At 71.8% G+C, this 17089-nt stretch carries 11 protein-coding genes and 1 pseudogene; 6 read left to right on the top strand and 6 right to left on the bottom strand.

Annotation, left to right across the window (positions count from 1 at the left end; all coding sequences use genetic code 11):
- Together CHF16_RS27960 and CHF16_RS42215 are read left to right on the top strand one after the other, a co-directional pair.
- Positions 1-944: HNH endonuclease signature motif containing protein (locus CHF16_RS27960; protein ID WP_143228147.1), on the top strand; the 944-nt coding region annotated here is incomplete at its 5' end.
- Positions 945-1230: 286 nt separating this feature from the next.
- Complete coding sequence (locus CHF16_RS42215; protein WP_425427519.1) at positions 1231-2202, top strand: alcohol dehydrogenase catalytic domain-containing protein; 972 nt, start codon at positions 1231-1233, stop codon at positions 2200-2202.
- Here CHF16_RS42215 and CHF16_RS27950 read toward each other — a convergent pair.
- Positions 2123-2890 (bottom strand): annotated as a pseudogene (locus CHF16_RS27950) (IS481 family transposase); the annotation flags it as partial. The gene CHF16_RS42215 and the pseudogene CHF16_RS27950 overlap by 80 nt on opposite strands.
- Before the next feature lie 757 nt (positions 2891-3647).
- On the opposite strand from CHF16_RS27950, the gene CHF16_RS27945 reads away from it, so the two are divergent.
- Entirely contained in the window at positions 3648-5354 is a 1707-nt protein-coding gene (locus CHF16_RS27945) for a GMC oxidoreductase (RefSeq protein ID WP_089329114.1), read from the top strand.
- A 68-nt stretch (positions 5355-5422) separates the two neighbouring features.
- Here the strand turns inward: CHF16_RS27945 and CHF16_RS40485 are convergent, their stop codons facing one another.
- A complete protein-coding gene (locus CHF16_RS40485) occupies positions 5423-6505 on the bottom strand; it encodes a coiled-coil domain-containing protein (protein WP_179271732.1) in 1083 nt (360 codons plus the stop codon).
- A gap of 587 nt (positions 6506-7092) precedes the next feature.
- On the opposite strand from CHF16_RS40485, the gene CHF16_RS27935 reads away from it, so the two are divergent.
- Positions 7093-7485: a Fur family transcriptional regulator gene (locus CHF16_RS27935; RefSeq protein ID WP_281259403.1), complete on the top strand. Its 393-nt coding sequence runs from the start codon at positions 7093-7095 to the stop codon at positions 7483-7485.
- Between the two features lie 32 nt (positions 7486-7517).
- Positions 7518-9740, top strand: coding sequence for a catalase/peroxidase HPI (katG, locus tag CHF16_RS27930; protein ID WP_089329112.1), 2223 nt, complete (start codon positions 7518-7520; stop codon positions 9738-9740).
- Positions 9741-10033: 293 nt separating this feature from the next.
- Here katG and CHF16_RS27925 read toward each other — a convergent pair whose 3' ends face one another.
- The gene (locus tag CHF16_RS27925; protein ID WP_089329111.1) at positions 10034-10456 is read right to left on the bottom strand and encodes a Fur family transcriptional regulator; all 423 of its coding nucleotides are present in this window, start codon (positions 10454-10456) and stop codon (positions 10034-10036) included.
- A 604-nt stretch (positions 10457-11060) separates the two neighbouring features.
- On the bottom strand, positions 11061-11435 hold the full coding sequence (locus CHF16_RS27915; RefSeq protein WP_089329128.1) for a MarR family winged helix-turn-helix transcriptional regulator: 375 nt from the start codon (positions 11433-11435) through the stop codon (positions 11061-11063).
- A 102-nt stretch (positions 11436-11537) separates the two neighbouring features.
- Between CHF16_RS27915 and CHF16_RS27910 the strand changes: the two genes are divergently transcribed.
- Positions 11538-12980: an MFS transporter gene (locus CHF16_RS27910; protein ID WP_245869362.1), complete on the top strand. Its 1443-nt coding sequence runs from the start codon at positions 11538-11540 to the stop codon at positions 12978-12980.
- Positions 12981-13668: 688 nt separating this feature from the next.
- Here CHF16_RS27910 and CHF16_RS27905 read toward each other — a convergent pair.
- Positions 13669-16185 carry a VIT domain-containing protein gene (locus CHF16_RS27905; protein WP_089329108.1) on the bottom strand — a complete coding sequence of 839 codons (2517 nt, stop codon included), beginning with the start codon at positions 16183-16185 and terminating at the stop codon, positions 13669-13671.
- A complete protein-coding gene (locus tag CHF16_RS40480) occupies positions 16182-17066 on the bottom strand; it encodes a helix-turn-helix domain-containing protein (protein WP_089329107.1) in 885 nt (294 codons plus the stop codon). The genes CHF16_RS27905 and CHF16_RS40480 overlap by 4 nt, the downstream gene beginning before the upstream one ends.
- Positions 17067-17089: the final 23 nt, after the last annotated feature.

Below are 17089 nucleotides of genomic sequence, written 5' to 3'. Positions count from 1 at the left end.
AGCGCCACCGCCTCCCCGACATCACCCGCCGCCTCAACGACGGCGACCTGTCCTACGGCTACGCCAGCACCATCAGCGCCGCCGTCGCCCGCCTGGACGACACCGACTGCACCACCGCCGAACACCTCCTCCTCGACCTGGTCGGGAAGGGGTTCTCCGCGGGCAAGGTCGCCGCGTTCGGCAACAAGATCACCGACCTCATCGCCGAACGTGACGGACGCGAACAAGCCCCGCAGGATGTGGCACGCGGATACGAGCGGTCGTGGATCGACTCCACCCGGTCCCTGGACGGCGGGCGGTACATCAAGGGCTGGCTCAACGCTGAGGACGCCGCGATCTGGGACGGCACCCTGGGCCCGCTGGCCAAGCCCGCCGGGGCTGACGACCGGCGTGATCTGTCGGAGCGGACGGCGGCGGCGCTCACCGGTGTGCTGGCGGGTGGGCACACGGCCACCAAGGTCACCGTCATCTGCGACCTGGACACCCTCACCGGCGGCACCACCCCCGCCCGCCTCACCGACGGCACCCCCATCCCCGCAGAGCAAGCTCGCAGGATCGCGCTGAGCGCCGGGGTGTCACCTCTGCTGCTCGGCGCCGGGAACACGCCGCTGTACCTGGGCCATCGGGTCAGGTTCGCCACTGTGCCGCAACGGCAAGTGCTGGAGGCCCTGTACTCGACGTGTGCGGTGCAGGGCTGCGAAGTGCCCGGGACGCTGTGCGAGGTCGACCACGTCCACGGCTGGGCCCTCGGCAACAGCCCCACCGACATCGACAAACTCACCCTCACCTGCGGCTGGCACAACCGCTACAAACACACCCACCCCGACCGCCTCCACATCACCAAAACACCCGACGGCCGCTACACCTACCGCCTCCACCCACCCGACACCGTCCCCCTCCACCAGCGAAGACACCCACCACCCACATGGGCCCAAGCCGCCTGACCAACAGACCACCGCCCGAGCCCGACCGCCCCCGACGGCGCGGGCCGGGCCCGCCTGCCCACACCCCGGTGACCTGCCGCGCCGGCCCTGATCCACGGCTGCCTGCTCGACACATCGCCCCGGGTCGCTCCGCCGACATCGGCCCGGCGCCATCTCCATCACAGGCGGCGCGAGGTGAGAAGGCATCCCCGTCTCTGATCACGGACCGATAGATGACGCGGCGCGGCTGTGGCGGGCTGATGGGCATGGCTCGCTGACGCATGCTGACTTCCACGACCACGACGCCATGGTCACCGTGACCGCGGGCGCGCTGCGCAGGAACGGGCGCGCTGCGCAGGAACGGACTGGCCGGGGCCGTACCGAGCCCGACATCGGCCCGGCACCGACCTACCTGGTTCTGCCCACATCTGCATCGCATGCGCTCTGTCGGCAAGACCTCGGTCTTCACTGCGGCTTGAGCGTCTCCGGTCCATATCCCTTGGAAGGTCGTCCACTGGCCATCCATGCTGTGCAGATCGATCGCCACGGCGGTCCCGAGGTCCTGCTGATCGTCCGCAAGAATCGCCGCACCCGCCCTCCCGACGGCGAAGTCTTCATCCGGACCACGGCGAGCAGCCTCAACCCGGTGGACTGCCAGACCCGCGCCTGGGAGGTCGGCCCGCTGCCGGCCACGCTCGGCCGGGACCTGTCCGGCCGGATCGACGCCAGTGCCGCCCCCGCCCACCATGTCGGCGCAGATCGCCGCCGGGGCACATGGTCCGAGTACGTGGCTCTGCCCAGCCATTTGGTGACCGCCTTGCCGATCGCCGTCCCGCTGGCCGAAGCCGCTGCGCTGCTCCTGGTCGGAGTGACCGCCCTCCAGGCCCTACGCGCCGCTGAGTTGGCCTCCGGCGAGCGCATTCTGGCCATCGGCGCGGCTGGTGTCATCGGCGGCGTGGCCGCCCAACGTGCCCGGCGAACCGGCGCTCACGTCGACGGCCTGGTCTTCCGGCCCGGACACGAAGCGGCCGCCCGGGGACTCGGCACACAGCAGGTCTGGCGCCGTGCGGACGACCTGCCCCATGAGGGCCATGCGTCATCCTCGATAGCGCTGGCGTTGGCGCGGTCGCTGCCCTTGCCCGCAGCGGACGCTACGTCTCCGTCGCCGACAATCCCCGGCTCGATGTGCCCGGCGCGCGAGGAGCTAGGTGTACTCGGTCATGACCGCCCAGGGCTGTGTGGGGGTGTTGGGTGTTGTAGTGCTCCAGCCAGGGCCTGAATGCTTGGGTGCGCTGGTCGTTGCTGGTGCAGGGGCGGCGGTAGGCCCATTCGGTGGTCAGCGTGCGGTTGAGGCGTTCGGCCTTGCCGTTGGTCCACGGGCGGCGGGGCCGGGTGAACTTCTACCGGGCGCCCAGTTCGGCGCAGGCCTGCTGGAAGGCGGCCGAGACGCGGTAGTTCTTGGTGTTGTCGCTCAGGACCTGCTGGATGCGGGTGATGTCATGGGCGGCGAAGAACGCCGCCGCGCGGGTCAGGAATGCCGCGCAGGTGGTGCCCTTCTCGTCGTCTAGAACTTCGGTGTAGGCCAGGCGGGTGTGGTCGTCGATGGCGGTGTGCACGAAGTCGTAGCCGATGCCGCGGCCGCGGACGGGTTCGCTGCGGCCGTGGACCCGCCAGCCTCCGCCGTCGGGGATCCGGCCGAGTTTCTTGACGTCGATGTGGACCATGTCGCCCGGTGCGTCGTGCTCGTAGCGTCGCGTGGTCATGCGGGAGGCTCGGATCTGCTGCCCGGTCAGTGGGTCGCAGGCTGCCAGCACGGGAACGCCGTGGCGGCGCAGGATGCGGGTGACGGTGCGGGCCGGCACCCCTGTGGCCGCGGCGATGTGGTCGGGCCCTGCGCGCGGCTCGCGGCGGGCGGCCAGCACGTCCCATCCCTGCCGCCGGTATCGGCCCACCCACCGGTGCGCGCACTACCGGTCAGGAGTCACCAAGATCATGGCCAGGTACAGCTAGGTCTGGAGAACGCAACGGACCTCTGCAGGTCGCCGACCGCTACGGGTACACCGACACCCGCGCCGCCCATGAGCGCTACGCTGCCGGCGGCCTGCTCGGCAAGATCCTCGGCGACCGTGCGGTGGCCACCTTCCTGATCAACATGCCCGCCCGATCCCCACGTCGGACGGCACGAGCATCTATGCCCCGCAAGCTCACGGTTTCGCTTGACATTGCACCGGCCCTTCTGTCTGATATGTCGGAAATGAGGCGCGCTTTGCGGGTGTGCGTTGCGGGCGATCATGTGGATGTAGGGGTTGCCCTTCCTTGTGTGACTGATCGCATGATTCACCCGAATGGGTGAGAATTGCGATCAGTTGGAGGAGTCGGCGGCTAACGCTTTGGCGCCGGCTGCTTCGGCCGTCTGTCCTGTCGCTTTGATGCCGCCTCGGTGCAGGAGCAGGCCGTTGGGACGCTCTGGCGGCAGGGCTCCGCCATTCGTAGACGAGCTGCCTGAACTGGGGAGATGTCTGGAAAGGGAGTCGCACCCGCCAGTGCGGGTGGCGAGTTGCGATGCCAGTCGCCGAGTGGCCCTTGCTGAGCAGTGGCCCGGATCCTTTATCAGGCGGGTGATAAATCCGTTTTGGAATCGTTGCGATGCGTGCATGGCGGACGACGCTGCGGGAGGTCCACACTCGGGGGCCTTTCGTGATCCCGCGACGAAGGTGGTGTGCGATGCCCGATGACGCCTACGACTTCGACGTGATCGTGGTCGGTTCGGGGTTCGGCGGCAGCGTTTCGGCGCTGCGGCTGGCCGAGAAGGGTTACCGGGTCGCGGTGATCGAGGCCGGACGGCGATTCGACGAGAGCACGCTTCCCAAGACGAACTGGCGGCTGCGCAAGTACCTGTGGGCGCCGCGGCTCGGGATGCGCGGGATCCAGCGCGTCCACCTCGTCGGCGGCAAGGCCGGGGTGCTCGTGCTGGCCGGCGCGGGTGTCGGCGGCGGGTCCCTCGTCTACGCCAACACCCTCTACGTCCCGCCGGAGCCGTTCTTCAAGGACCGCCAGTGGGGCCACATCACCGACTGGCAGGACGAGCTGAACCCGTACTACGACCAGGCCAGGCGCATGCTCGGCGTCACCGTGAACCCGCTCGTCACCCCCGCCGACGAGGCCATGAAGCGCGTCGCGGATAAAATGGGCGTCGGTCACACCTACCACCCAACGCCGGTCGGGGTGTTCTTCGGTGAGAAGGGCGGCGAGGAGGCCGACGACCCCTACTTCGGCGGTGCCGGGCCCCGCCGGACGACCTGCACCGGCTGCGGCTCCTGCATGATCGGCTGCAAGGTCGGCGCGAAGAACATGCTCACCAAGAACTACCTGTACCTGGCGGAGAAGGCCGGCGTCCAGGTCATCCCGGACACGACGGTCACGTCCCTGGCGCCGCGGGCGTCCGGGGGATACGAGGTCGGGACGGAGCACACCGGGCCACTGCGCAAGCGCCGGCGGACGCTGACCGCCGAGCACGTCGTCCTCGCCGCCGGGACCTACGGGACGCAGCGGCTCCTGCACCGGATGCGCGCCGCCGGACGCCTCCCCGACCTGTCGCCGCGCCTCGGCGAGCTCACCCGCACCAACTCCGAGGCGCTCCTCGGCGTCGAGCGCATGACGGTGTGGCATCGCAAGAAGGACGTCGACCACAGCACCGGCCTCGCCATCACCTCGTCCTTCCACCCGGACGAGAAGACCCACATCGAGCCCACCCGCTACGGGTCGGGCAACAACGCGATGGGCGTCATCCGGACGCTGCTGGTCGACGGCGGCGGCGCGCCCCGCTGGCTGAAGTTCCTCGGGCAGGCCGCCCGGCACCCGACCGTCATCCTGCGCGGCCTGTCGCTCCGGGACTGGGCGAAGCGGACCGTCATCGCCCTCGTCATGCAGACCGCCGACAACTCGATCACCATCGCGGAGAAGCGGGGCCGTCTCGGCGGGCGCAGGCTCGTCGCGCGGCAGGGTGACGGCGAGCCCAACCCGACGTGGATCCCGATCGCGCACGACGCCGTCCGCAAGCTCGCCGAGGAACTCGACGCCACCCCGGGCGGGACGTGGTTCGACCTGTTCAACATCCCGACGACCGCGCACTTCATCGGCGGCTGCGTCATCGGCGAGACCGCCGATGACGGTGTGATCGACCCGTACCACCGCGTCCACGGGTATCCCGGCCTGCACGTCGTGGACGGCTCCGCGGTCACCGCGAACCTCGGCGTCAACCCGTCCCTCACGATCACGGCCCAGGCCGAGCGCGCCATGGCGTTCTGGCCGAACCGCGGCGAGAAGGACCCGCGGCCCGAGCCCGGTGCGCCCTACCAGCGCGTCGAGCGCGTCATGCCCGCCGCTCCGGCCGTCCCGTCCGGCGCCCCGGCCGCCCTTCGGCCGTCTTAGCCGGACGGGCGGTGGCCGGCGCGGCGGCTCGCGGGGTCAGTCTTCGGCGGGGTCAGTCTTCGGCCGGGTCAGTCTTCGGCCGGGTCGCCGTCCTCGGCCGGGTCGGAGGGGTCTTCGGTGACGGCGGGGCGCTGCGTGGCCTGGTAGACGCGGACGGCCAGGATCGCGCGGGCGAACCGGCCCGCCAGCTCGCCGTCCATGACGTCCGGTACCTGGTCGACGCCGACGAGCCCGCCGGGCCGGGCGACGACCGCCGCCGAGTCGCCGACCCGTACGCCGTGGCCGTCGTCGAGTTCCTCGACGGCCGGGAGGTCGAGGGCCGCCCGCAGCGTGTCCTGCAGCGCGCGGACGGTGGCGGCGTCGCGGTCGATGCGGACCTCGGCGGCGTCGGCCCGCTCCTCGGCGGCGTCCGCGCGCTGCTCGGCCCGGTCGGCGCGCGCCATCGCGCTGAGGATCCGCTCCTCCGCGGAGTCGGCGAGCTGCTCGGCGCGCTTCGCGCGGGCGGCCTGCTCCTCGGCCCGCCCGGTGGCGGCGTTCCGCTCCACGGTCAGCCCCGCGACCTCGCCCTGGACGACGCTCAGCTCGGCGCGCAGCCGCCGCTCGGCATCGGTCGCGGCCTCCAGCTTGGCCCGGGCCTCGGCGAGTTCGGTGCGGGCGGTCGCCAGCGCGCTCTGCTCGGCTGCCAGCCGCGTGGACAGGTCGTCGCGCTCGCGCTCCGCCTCGGTGCGCGCCTGGTGCTCGGTGCTCCACGCCGCCTCGGCGCGCTTGCGCAGCCCCTCGGCGTGCGCTGCCTCGTTCGCGGACGTGGCGCGGGCCTGCTGGTGGGCGCCGGCCTCCTTCCAGGCGTTGGCCTCGCTCTCCTGCGCGGCCGTGACGCTCGCCTTCGCGGCGGCGAGCCCCTTCTCCAGCTCCTCCCGAGCCTCGGCCGCCTCCCGGCGGGCCGCCTCGGCGCGGGCTTCGGCCTGCTCGGCGCGCTCGTCCGCCGCAGCGGACGCCTGCCGGGCGCCGCGCGCCTCGGCCAGGGCGTGCTCGGCGTCGTCGAGGACGGAGCGGACCTCGCCGTCCAGCCGTTCGCCGAGCGCGGCGGCGAGCGCGGAGAGCTTCCCGACGAGTTCCCCGAGCCGCTCGACGTCCTGCGCGAAGGCGCGCACGCGCGTGGGATCGGTCTCCGGTAGCGCTCGTTCGGCCGGTAGCGCTCGTTCGGCCGGTAGCGCACATTCGGCCGGTAGCGCACGTTCGGCCGGTGTCTGGGTGTCGCGTGCCGCGGGGGTTTGTGCGCCGCGTGCAGCGGGTGCTTGTGCGTCGTGTACGGCGGGTGTCTGCGCGCGCGCCTCTGCGGGAAGGGCCAGCGCGCGTGCCTCTTCGGGCGTCTGCGGCGGCGGTTCCATGGGCGCGTGGACGCGTAGTTCCCGCGGTGCCTCCGGCGGTGCTTCGGCGGTCGGCTCCGCGGTGTCCTCGTCGGGGCCGCCGGCCGGCGGCATCAGCGGCGCGGTCAGAACGCCGTCGTCCGGGACCTCTTGATCTTCGCGCACGCGAGCATCCTAGTGAAACGCCCCGATTTGCACCCCCTATCGGCAGAAGGTGGTCCTTTGGCCGGACTGGGCGGGCGACCCGGAGGGGGCGGCCGGGCGCGGGTGGGGCGTCCGGGATGTCCAAACTTGGCTGTCTCCAAAACTTGACTGATTCCAGATTATCGGCCACCCTCGGTGGCGTGATGGCGTCCAGGGACTTCACGGAGATGCTGCGCGGGTCCGCTCTGCGGGTCACCCGGCCGCGGCTCGCGGTGCTGCGCGCGGTGCACGCGCATCCCCACGCCGACACCGACTCGATCATCGGGGCGGTGCGCGAGGATCTCCCGAAGGTGTCCCACCAGGCCGTGTACGACTCGCTCCGCGTGCTGACGACGGCGGGCCTGGTGCGGCGCATCCAGCCGTCCGGGTCCGTGGCCCGCTACGAGTCACGGACGGGGGACAACCACCATCACGTCGTGTGCCGGTCGTGCGGCGCGATCGCCGACGTCGACTGCGCCGTCGGCGAAGCCCCCTGCCTGACCCCCTCCGACGACCACGGCTTCTCCGTCGACGAGGCCGAGGTCGTCTACTGGGGCCTGTGCCCCGACTGCTCCACCTGATCCGTTCCCTGCTTCGTCCTGGAAGGAAGCACATGGCTGAGAACAACGAAGCCACCATCTACGACAAGGAAGGCGCGGCCGCCTGTCCGGTCGCGCACACGCGGGCCCCGCATCCGACCCAGGGCGGCGGCAACCGCGGCTGGTGGCCGAACCAGCTCAACCTGAAGACCCTGGCGCAGAACCCGCCCGCGACCAACCCCTACGGCGAGGACTTCAACTACGCCGAGGCGTTCAAGGGCCTCGACCTGCCCGCCGTCAAGGCCGACATCGCCGCGCTCCTCACCGACTCGCAGGACTGGTGGCCGGCGGACTTCGGCCACTACGGCCCGCTCATGATCCGGATGGCCTGGCACAGCGCCGGCACCTACCGCATCCACGACGGCCGCGGCGGCGGCGGCTCCGGCCAGCAGCGCTTCGCTCCCCTGAACAGCTGGCCGGACAACGTCAACCTCGACCGGGCCCGGCGGCTGCTGTGGCCGGTGAAGAAGAAGTACGGCAAGAGCCTCTCCTGGGCCGACCTCTTCATCCTCGCCGGCAACGTCGCCCTCGAGTCGATGGGCTTCAAGACGTTCGGGTTCGGCGGCGGCCGCGAGGACGTCTACGTCCCCGACGAGAACGTCTACTGGGGCCCCGAGCAGACCTGGCTCGGCGACGAGCGCTACACCGGCGACCGCGAGCTGGAGAACCCGCTCGCCGCGGTGCAGATGGGCCTCATCTACGTCAACCCGGAGGGCCCGAACGGCAACCCGGACCCGATCGCCGCGGCCCGCGACATCCGCGAGACGTTCCGTCGGATGGCGATGAACGACGAGGAGACCGTCGCGCTGATCGCCGGCGGCCACACCTTCGGCAAGACCCACGGCGCCGACCCGCACGCCAACGTCGGGCCGGAGCCGGAGGCCGCGCCGCTGGAGCAGATGGGCATCGGGTGGAAGGGCACCCACGGCACCGGCAAGGGCGACGACACCATGGGCAGCGGTCTGGAGGGCATCTGGACCGACACGCCGACCACGTGGGACAACAGCTTCTTCGAGATCCTCTTCGGCTACGAGTGGGAGCTGTTCAAGAGCCCCGCGGGCGCCTGGCAGTGGCGTCCCAAGGACGGCGCCGGCGCCGACACCGTCCCAATGGCGCACACCCCGGGCGGCCGCACCCACCCGACGATGCTCACCACGGACCTGTCGCTGCGCTTCGACCCGATCTACGGGCCGATCTCGCAGCGGTTCAAGGACAACCCCGACGAGTTCGCGGACGCCTTCGCGCGCGCCTGGTACAAGCTGACCCACCGCGACATGGGCCCGGTCGTCCGCCTCCTCGGCCCGGAGGTCCCGTCCGAGGAGCTCATCTGGCAGGACCCGGTCCCCGCCGTCGACCACGAGCTCGTCGACGCACAGGACATCGCCGACCTCAAGCGGCAGGTCCTGGAGACGGGCCTGACCGTGCGGCAGCTCGTCACCACCGCGTGGGCGTCCGCCGCGTCCTTCCGCGGCAGCGACAAGCGCGGCGGCGCCAACGGCGCCCGCATCCGCCTCGAGCCGCAGCGCGGCTGGGAGGTCAACGAGCCCGACGAGCTGGCGCAGGTGCTGCGCACCCTCGAGGGCGTCCAGGAGTCCTTCAACGCCGCCCAGACCGGCGGCAAGAAGATCTCGCTGGCCGACCTGATCGTGCTCGCCGGCTGCGCGGGCGTCGAGAAGGCCGCGAAGGACGCGGGCCACGACATCGAGGTGCCGTTCACGCCGGGCCGCACCGACGCGTCCCAGGAGCAGACCGACGTCGAGTCGTTCGCCGAGATGGAGCCGACCCACGACGGGTTCCGCAACTACGTCGGCAAGGGCAACCGGCTGCCGGCCGAGTTCCTCCTCGTCGACCGGGCGCAGCTGCTCAACCTCAGCGCGCCCGAGATGACGGTCCTCGTCGGCGGCCTGCGGTCCCTCGGCGTGAACTACCAGCAGTCCAAGCTGGGCGTGTTCACCGACCGGCCCGGGACGCTGACCAACGACTTCTTCGTGAACCTGCTCGACATGGGCATCACGTGGGAGCCGACGTCCGAGGACGGCGAGGTCTTCGAGGGCCGCGACGCCGCCGGAAACCTCAAGTGGACCGGCAGCCGCGTGGACCTGGTGTTCGGCGCCAACTCCGAGCTGCGCGCGGTCGCCGAGGTCTACGGCGCCGACGACGCCAAGGAGAAGTTCGCACGCGACTTCGTCGCCGCGTGGGACAAGGTCATGAACCTGGACCGGTTCGACCTGGCCTGATCCGGCCGAGCCTGATCCGCCGAGCCTGATCCGGCGGGTCTGGTCTGACCTTCGTCCGATCCGGCCTCGTCTGATCCGCTCGACCGCCGGCCGGGCCGTCCCCTCGGGGGCGGCCCGGCCGCCGTCATTCGGACGGTGACGTCATTCGGACGGTGACGTCATCTGGCCGGCGGTGTCATCTGGTCGGCGGTGTCATCTGGTCGGCGGTGTCATCTGGACGCTGCGTCATGCGGGGTCGGCGCGTCATTGGGATTGGCGCCGTCATCTGGCGGCAGTGTCGTCCGGCGGCGACGTCACTCGGCCCGGCACTGCGGGCACAGGCCCCAGAAGGTCACGTCGGCCTCGTCGACCAGGTAGCCGGCGTCGTCCACCGGATCCATGCACGGCGGATGTCCCACCGCGCAGTCGACGTCCTTGACCGCCCCGCACTTGCGGCACACCAGGTGATGGTGGTTGTCGCCGACCCGTCCCTCGTACCGCGCGGGGCTACCGGCGGGCTCGATCCGGCGGACGAGGCCCGCCGCCGCGAGCGCGTGAAGCGCCTCGTAGACGGCCTGCACCGAGATGTGCCCCACCCGGTCCCGGACCCCGGACGCGATCGCCTCGACACCGAGGTGGTCACCGTCCCGGACGGTCTCCAGCAGCGCGACGCGGGCGGCCGTCACCCGCAGCCCGACACCGCGCAACTCCTCAGCGGTGCTCCGCGATGCGGACATGCCCCCACCCTCTACACGCGAACGATTTGCGACAACGAATGACAAAAGTGTAAACGAGGTCCCCTAACTCCCTGAAAACCCGCATGAACGCTCCGCCTCCCACCCACGCGGGACCGCCGACCGAGCCGGTCCTGCTGTCCGGCCACGACCCCGCTGAACGAGCAGGCGCGCTCTGACCGACACACGGCCACTCGGCTGGGGCGGGGGCGCTAGGAGGGCCTGTCCGGTGACCAGGATGCTGGCTGCCCGGTAGTTGCGGGCGAGTTCGTCGAAGCGGGTGGCGATGCCGCGCCATGGCTTGAGGCGGCCGATGCGGCGCTCGACGACGTTGCGGCGTTCGTAGGGCTTCGGGTCGCAGGCCGCTGGGCGTCCGCAGTGCGAGCCGCGGTGGACGCGTCCGGCCTGCTGGTCGACGCGTTCGGGATGGCCGCGGCGATTCCCCGTGCCCGCAGTGACCGGCGGATCGCAGCCGAACTGTAGGGCCTGTCGGCGATCACCCGGTCGGGCCGGCAGCGGGCTGAAGGGCACCGGGCTGAAGGGCACCGGGCTCTGCCGCGCGGGCTCATGGGGCCGGGATCGGGATCGGGCTCTAGCGTGGCGGGGCTCAGGGGGTGAGGTGCTCGGTGAGGATCTTCAGGTGGGTCTCGCGGGCCTCGGCGTGGTGGCGGCGGCCGGCTTCGGTGATCTGGACGAAGACGCCGCGGCGGTCGTCCCGGCAGAGATCGCGGACGACGTAGCCGTGCTTCTCCAGGCGGGCGACCGTGCGAGACAGGGCGCTCTGGCTGAGGTACATCGCCGAGGCGATCTCCTGCATGCGGCGCTTCTCACAGCGGAGATCGACGAGACGGTCGAGCGTCTCGTACTCGCTCATGCTCAGGCCGTGGGCGTCCTGCAGGGCCCGCTCCAGGGCGCACGCGACCGTGTTGTAGCAGGTCGCAAGCTCGCGCCAGCGCTCGACCAGAGCAGCGTTCGGCTCCATGCCGCGCATCCTAGCATGCGTGCGCATCAGATGCATATGCATTAAGTTCTGCCGCAACTTGTGCGTGGACATTTGATGCACGCGCATGTACCTTCTTGCGACGTGACTATCACCGACACCTCACCTGTCTCTACCGCCCGTCCGCCGGCCGCCGACCGCGCGCCGGCCGAACAGACCTGGACCCCGCGCCTGTGGGGCGTCCTCGCCGTCCTGTGCGCCGTGCTGTTCCTCGATGGGCTCGACGTTTCGATGGTGGGCGTCGCACTGCCCTCGATAGGCGCCGAGCTCGGGCTGTCCACCACGTCGCTGCAGTGGATCGTGAACGGATACGTCCTCGGCTACGGCGGACTGCTGCTCCTCGGCGGGCGCACCGCCGACCTGCTGGGACGCCGCCGGATCTTCCTTGCCGCGCTCGCCGTGTTCGCCGTCGCGTCACTGATCGGCGGCCTGGTGAGCGACGGCACGCTCCTGATCATCACCCGTTTCGTCAAGGGGCTCGCGGCCGCGTTCACCGCGCCGACCGCGCTGTCCATCCTGACCACCACGTTCCACGAGGGACCCGCGCGGAACCGGGCGCTCTCGGTGTTCTCCGTCTTCGGCGCGAGCGGCTACTCGTCCGGGCTGATCCTCGGCGGGCTGCTGACCAGCTTCGGCTGGCGCTGGACGTTCCTGACGCCCGTTCCGCTCGCGGTCCTCGCGCTGATCGCCGGTTTCGCGCTGATCCCGCGGGACAGGCCCGCGGCCGGCGGCGGCCACGACCTCGTTGGCGCCGTGACGCTCACCGGCGGCATGCTGCTGGCCGTCTACACCGTGGTCTCCGCACCCGACCGCGGCTGGCTCGACCCCGTCACCGTCGGCTCCATCGTCGCCGCGGCGGTGCTGCTGGCCGGCTTCCTGGTCACCGAGAACAAGGTGCGGCACCCGCTGATCCGGCTCGGCATCCTGCGGATCGGCGCCATCGTCCGCGCCAACCTGAGCATCGTCGCGCTGTTCGGCTCGTACCTGAGCTTCCAGTTCATGATGACGCTCTACCTGCAGGACGTCCTGCACTGGTCGCCGCTGAAGATGGCCATGGGCCTGCTGCCCGCCGGACTCCTCGTGGCCTTCGGCTCGCCGTTCGTCGGACGCCTGATCGACCGGTACGGGACGCCCCGCCTGATCATCAGCTCGATGACGTCGCTCAGCCTCGGCTACGGCTGGTTCCTGGCCACGGCGGGCAACGCCCCGCACTACGCCTTCACGATCCTGCCGACGATGCTCCTCCTCGGCGGCGGATTCGCGTTCGGGTTCAGCTCGATCATGGCCCAGGCCACGGACGGGATCGACGACTCCGAGCAGGGCCTGGCGTCCGGTCTCGTCCAGACTTCCGGCCAGGTCGGCGCCGCTCTGGTCCTGGCCCTGGTCACCGCCCTGGTCGCCGGCGGGACCGCCACCGGCGGTGACGGCTTCGCCGAGTTCCACCCGGGCGTGAACCTGGTCAGCGCCGTGGCCGTCATCGGCCTGGCCCTCAACCTGATCCCCCTCCTCCGCCGCAACCGCACCTGACCCACCACGGGGCCGGCGCGACCGAAGCGCCTCAACCAAGGCCGCAGCTGACCTGCCACGGCCGCAGCCGACCAAACCGGACGTGGCCCAGTACAGGCGCGGCCCGCCCAAAGATCCTCGACCGAAACGGGCCTGGCACACCACGAGCGCGGCCCAACCGAAGCAACTCAACCGAAACCGAACCTGACCCACTACGGGCGCGGCCCGGCCCATCGGCCCAACCACAACCGGACTGACCCGCTACGGGTTGGGCCCGACTAAGGCGGCCTTGCCAAGAACGGGCCTGGCTCACCACGGGCGCGGCCCCGACCAAAGGGCACAACCGAAACCGGACCCGACCCAGTACGGGCGCGGCCCAGCCAGAGCGACTCAAGCAAACCGGACCTGGCCCAGTACGGATGCGGCCCGACGAAAGCGGCCCAAGCAAGCCGCACCTGCCCTAACCGTCAGGGGCGGCCTCACCCGAGGTCGCCCCTGACGATCCCTAGCGGGGGCGGCCTCTCCCGAGGTCGCCCCCGCTTTGTCGCTGCCGGCTGGGGCGAGGCACGTGGTCACCACGTGCTCGCCCTTCCTGCAGGCAGCCATTGGGTAGGAGGGGCATGCTCGTGTGGCGTTGGCCTCGGGGGGACCGGGGTTCGGTTCCACCAGGTTGAGCCTGGGCCGCTTTCGTCGGTTGTAGGGCGGGTTCTTATCTGGGGCGCTTCCAGAAGGGGCGCCGCGGGGCGGGTTCTCCGGTGAAGTCGGCCAGGACCTGGAGGGCGCGGGCCCAGTGGTCCGCGATGGTGGCCTGGTCCGCGGTGGGGTGGAGGCGGCGGAGGTCATCGCGGAGGGTGGCCAGGGGCGCGGTGTCCAGGCGCTGCGCCTCCATGCGCTGGACGATCGACTCCAGGATGGGCAGGAGTTCGCTCAGCAGGTGCTGGGCACGCTGGTCGTCCGGGACCCGGCGGAGCCGGTCGAGGACGGTGGCCAGTTCCTGCTGGAAGCCCGGCAGAGCGGGGGCGGGCCGCGCTTCGGTCACCGGCTTGGGGCGGCGGCGGGCGGCCGACCGGCCCATGCCACCTGCGGGCCGTCCGGAAGCCGGGGGCGGCGCGGGACGACCAGCCGGAGGCGGCGGGGGAGGACCTGCCGGTGCCGCCGACGGAGGACCTGCGGGTGCCGGCGGCGGGGCTGCCATGGGGGCCCGCGGTACGGAGTCGAGGGACGCGAAGTACGCATCCGCGACCGGCGGGGCGTAGCCGCCGCCGGGTGCGGCCGCGGGGGCCGCCCCGGGCGCCGCCCAACCCTGGGGCGTCTCGACCGGCTGGACGACCTGGTGCGGGGTTCCGCCTTCCGTCACCACCCGGCTGTCCACGGCCACGAACGCGGTGAAGCGGCACAGGACGCCGAAGCGGAGCGAGGTCGTGACGATGCGCTGCTCCAGGTCGTCGGGACCGCCGACCGTGTAGCGGTCTTCGAGGTCGCGCAGGTGGGCGCGGGCCCAGATGGACGTGGCGGCGGTGTGCGCGGAGACGGTGCCGTCGGCGCGCTGCTCCCACGGCGTCCCGTCGGAGGCGGTGCCCCGGACGGAGAGGGACCCGCGCGGGTCGCCGCGGAACCGGCCCGCGATCACCAGGGGCACGCCGGGGAACAGCGCGCCCAGCCGGGACGGGGCCACGGAGTCGGGGACGACCTCCAGACCGTCGGCGTGCAGCGTCAGGCCGGTCGCCAGCGGGGCGGCGATCCGGTGGTGGATCTGCTCCATCGCCTCGTCGAGCCGGTCCTCCGATTCGACGAGTTCGCAGCGCCCCCGGCCGATGGAGGCGAGGCGGTTCAGGAAGCCGGCGTTGACGGCGCGGTCGATGCCGACGGTGTGGACCCGGATGCCGCGGAGACCGGGCTCCAGGCGGGCGAGCAGCTGGTCCTCGTTGCCGACCTGCCCGTCGGTGATCAGGACGAGCACCCGGTCGCGGGTGGAGCCGCCGAGCAGCCGGCAGGCCTCGTCGAGCGGCGTGAGCATCTCCGTACCGCCGCGGGCGTCCAGCGCCGCGAGGTGCTCGACGGCGCGGAACCGGTTGCGGTCGGTGCCGTCGACCAGGCCGGTGCCGAGGTCGCGCGGGCGTTCGATGACGGTGTCGAAGGACAGGACGGCGAACCGGTCCTCGCGGCGGAGCGTGTCGACGATGCGGGCGGCGGCGCGGCGGGCGGCGACCATCTTCCAGCCCTGCATGCTGCCCGAGCGGTCGAGGACGAGGACCACGTCGCGCGGGCTCGGCTTCGCGTCGCCGGACGGCAGCACGGTCAGGGTGAACGTCCCCTCCCGTACCGGCTCTTCGGTGGAGGCGCCGTGGTCGATGGCGTCGGTCGCGGAGTCGTCCGGGATGGGGGAGTCAGGGAGTGGGGCGTCCGGGATGAGTGAGAGCGCCGCGGACTCCTGCGGGGCGAAGTCCAGCCGGAGGATGAAGTCGCGGTCGAGTCGCTCGCCCGGCTGCAGCCGCACGTTCGTGTTCCCGCCCTCGCGCGCTTCGGTCACCACGTGCAGTGCGGACCGGATCTGGGTGAGGGGCAGCCCGGCCGGGTCGATGTCGACGGTGACGGACAGGCGGACCGGGTTGGGGAAGCCGGGCAGCAGGACGGGCGGGCTGATCCGGGAGGCGTCCGGCACCGCGCCGGTGTCGTCCGCGACTCCGGGGCCGGCGCGCTCACCGTCCAGCGGGACGCCCGGGATGTAGCGCGGGGCCACCACGAGCGGGAAGCGGAAGGTCGCGCTGGAGGCCGACTCGTGGGGCAGCGGCTGGGCGAGCTCCATCCGGACGGTCACCCGTTCGCCGGGCAGGATGTTGCCGACCCGCATGCTGAACACGTCGGGGCGGTCTTCTTCCGCGATCGCGGCGCGCCGCCCGGAGGCGATGGCCGTGTCGTAGTCGTGCCGGGCCTGGCCGCGCTCCTTCAGCGTGCCCTCGATGACCCGGTCCGCGGCCTCCATGCGCATCGCGGTCACGGCGGCGCGGTCGGGCAGCGGGAAGATGTAGGTGGCCTCGAGCGGCGTCTCGAACGGGTTGCGGAAGCCCTGCACGACCGTGATCCCGGCGGCGAGGCCGGTGATCGACGCGTGCACCTCGACGGTGTCGAGCGGCAGGTTGCCCCGGTCGGTGCTGAGCGCGCCCAGACCGCGGTCGGACGCCGGGGGTTGCTCGGTCTCGGGTAGCGGCAGGATGCGCACGGTCACGGGGACCTCCGGAGGTGTGCTTCGGATGGGGATGCGGGGCTTTGGGCGGGCGCGAGCAGGCCGCGCCGGTGCAACACGTCGAGCAGCGGCCGCGCGGCCGTCTCGATGGCGGCGAGATCGTCGCCCGTCAGAGCGGAACCGTCCAGGAGGAGGGTGACGCCCTGCGCGAGCCGGACTCCCTGGACGACCGGCGGGCGGGGCCGCCCGTAATCGGCGGCGACCGTCGCCGGCCGGTACGACACGTCCGGCCGCGCCTTCCAGAAGGCGTCGGCTGTGGCTGCTCCTTCGGGCGGTGGGCTCGCTTCCCCGCTTGGCGGGGGCGTGCTGCTCTCGTCGCGTGGAACTGCGCCTTGCTCTGGTGAGGCTGCGGGGCGCGTCGTGTCTGACGGCTTGCTCGGTGCGGTGGCCGGGTCTTCCGCCGATGTGATGGTCGCCGGGGACTCGCCTTCGGTGGGGGTTGAGGTGCGGTGGTCGGTGGGTGGGGCGGGGGCTCCGCTGGCCGGAGCTCCCGGTGTCGCCGGAGCCGCCGGTGCCGCCGGAGCCGAGGCGGTCTCGGGGAGGGCGGTCTCGGGGAGGGCGGCGATGCGGGCGAGCGTCTCGTCGGGGGCCGCGGCGAGTTCGAGCTGGATCTCCGCGATCGAGCGGCCCTCGGCCTGGCGGCGTTTCACCGCGACGAGCTGGAGGAGGTGGCGGGGCCCGTAAAGGGCGGTGCGCCCGCGCCGGCCGAGGGGCGGGTCGATGAGGCCGATCGTGGTGTACCAGCGGATCAGCCGGGCGTTGGGGAGGTCGCGCACCCGTCCGCTGACCTGCGTGGCTCCCTCCGCCGCGAGTGCGGCGGAGGCGCGCTCGGCCAGCTCGCCGATGGTCCAGGTGCCTTCCATGGCTCGATGATGACACTGTCATC

Origin of the sequence: Actinomadura meyerae (assembly GCF_900188445.1) — a bacterium.
Taxonomy (GTDB): Bacteria; Actinomycetota; Actinomycetes; order Streptosporangiales; family Streptosporangiaceae; genus Spirillospora; species Spirillospora meyerae.
The sequence above is the reverse complement of the archived record's forward strand: the minus strand, read 5'-3'. Positions and strand labels throughout refer to the sequence as shown.

Bases quoted from the DNA above. Each gene is read 5' to 3' on its own strand.
- CHF16_RS42215 (WP_425427519.1), top strand. From the start codon at position 1,231: ATGGTCACCGTGACCGCGGGCGCGCTGCGCAGGAACGGGCGCGCTGCG.
- CHF16_RS27945 (WP_089329114.1), top strand. From the start codon at position 3,648: ATGCCCGATGACGCCTACGACTTCGACGTGATCGTGGTCGGTTCGGGG.
- CHF16_RS27935 (WP_281259403.1), top strand. From the start codon at position 7,093: ATGCTGCGCGGGTCCGCTCTGCGGGTCACCCGGCCGCGGCTCGCGGTG.
- katG (WP_089329112.1), top strand. From the start codon at position 7,518: ATGGCTGAGAACAACGAAGCCACCATCTACGACAAGGAAGGCGCGGCC.
- CHF16_RS27925 (WP_089329111.1), bottom strand. From the start codon at position 10,456: ATGTCCGCATCGCGGAGCACCGCTGAGGAGTTGCGCGGTGTCGGGCTG.
- CHF16_RS27915 (WP_089329128.1), bottom strand. From the start codon at position 11,435: ATGGAGCCGAACGCTGCTCTGGTCGAGCGCTGGCGCGAGCTTGCGACC.
- CHF16_RS40480 (WP_089329107.1), bottom strand. From the start codon at position 17,066: ATGGAAGGCACCTGGACCATCGGCGAGCTGGCCGAGCGCGCCTCCGCC.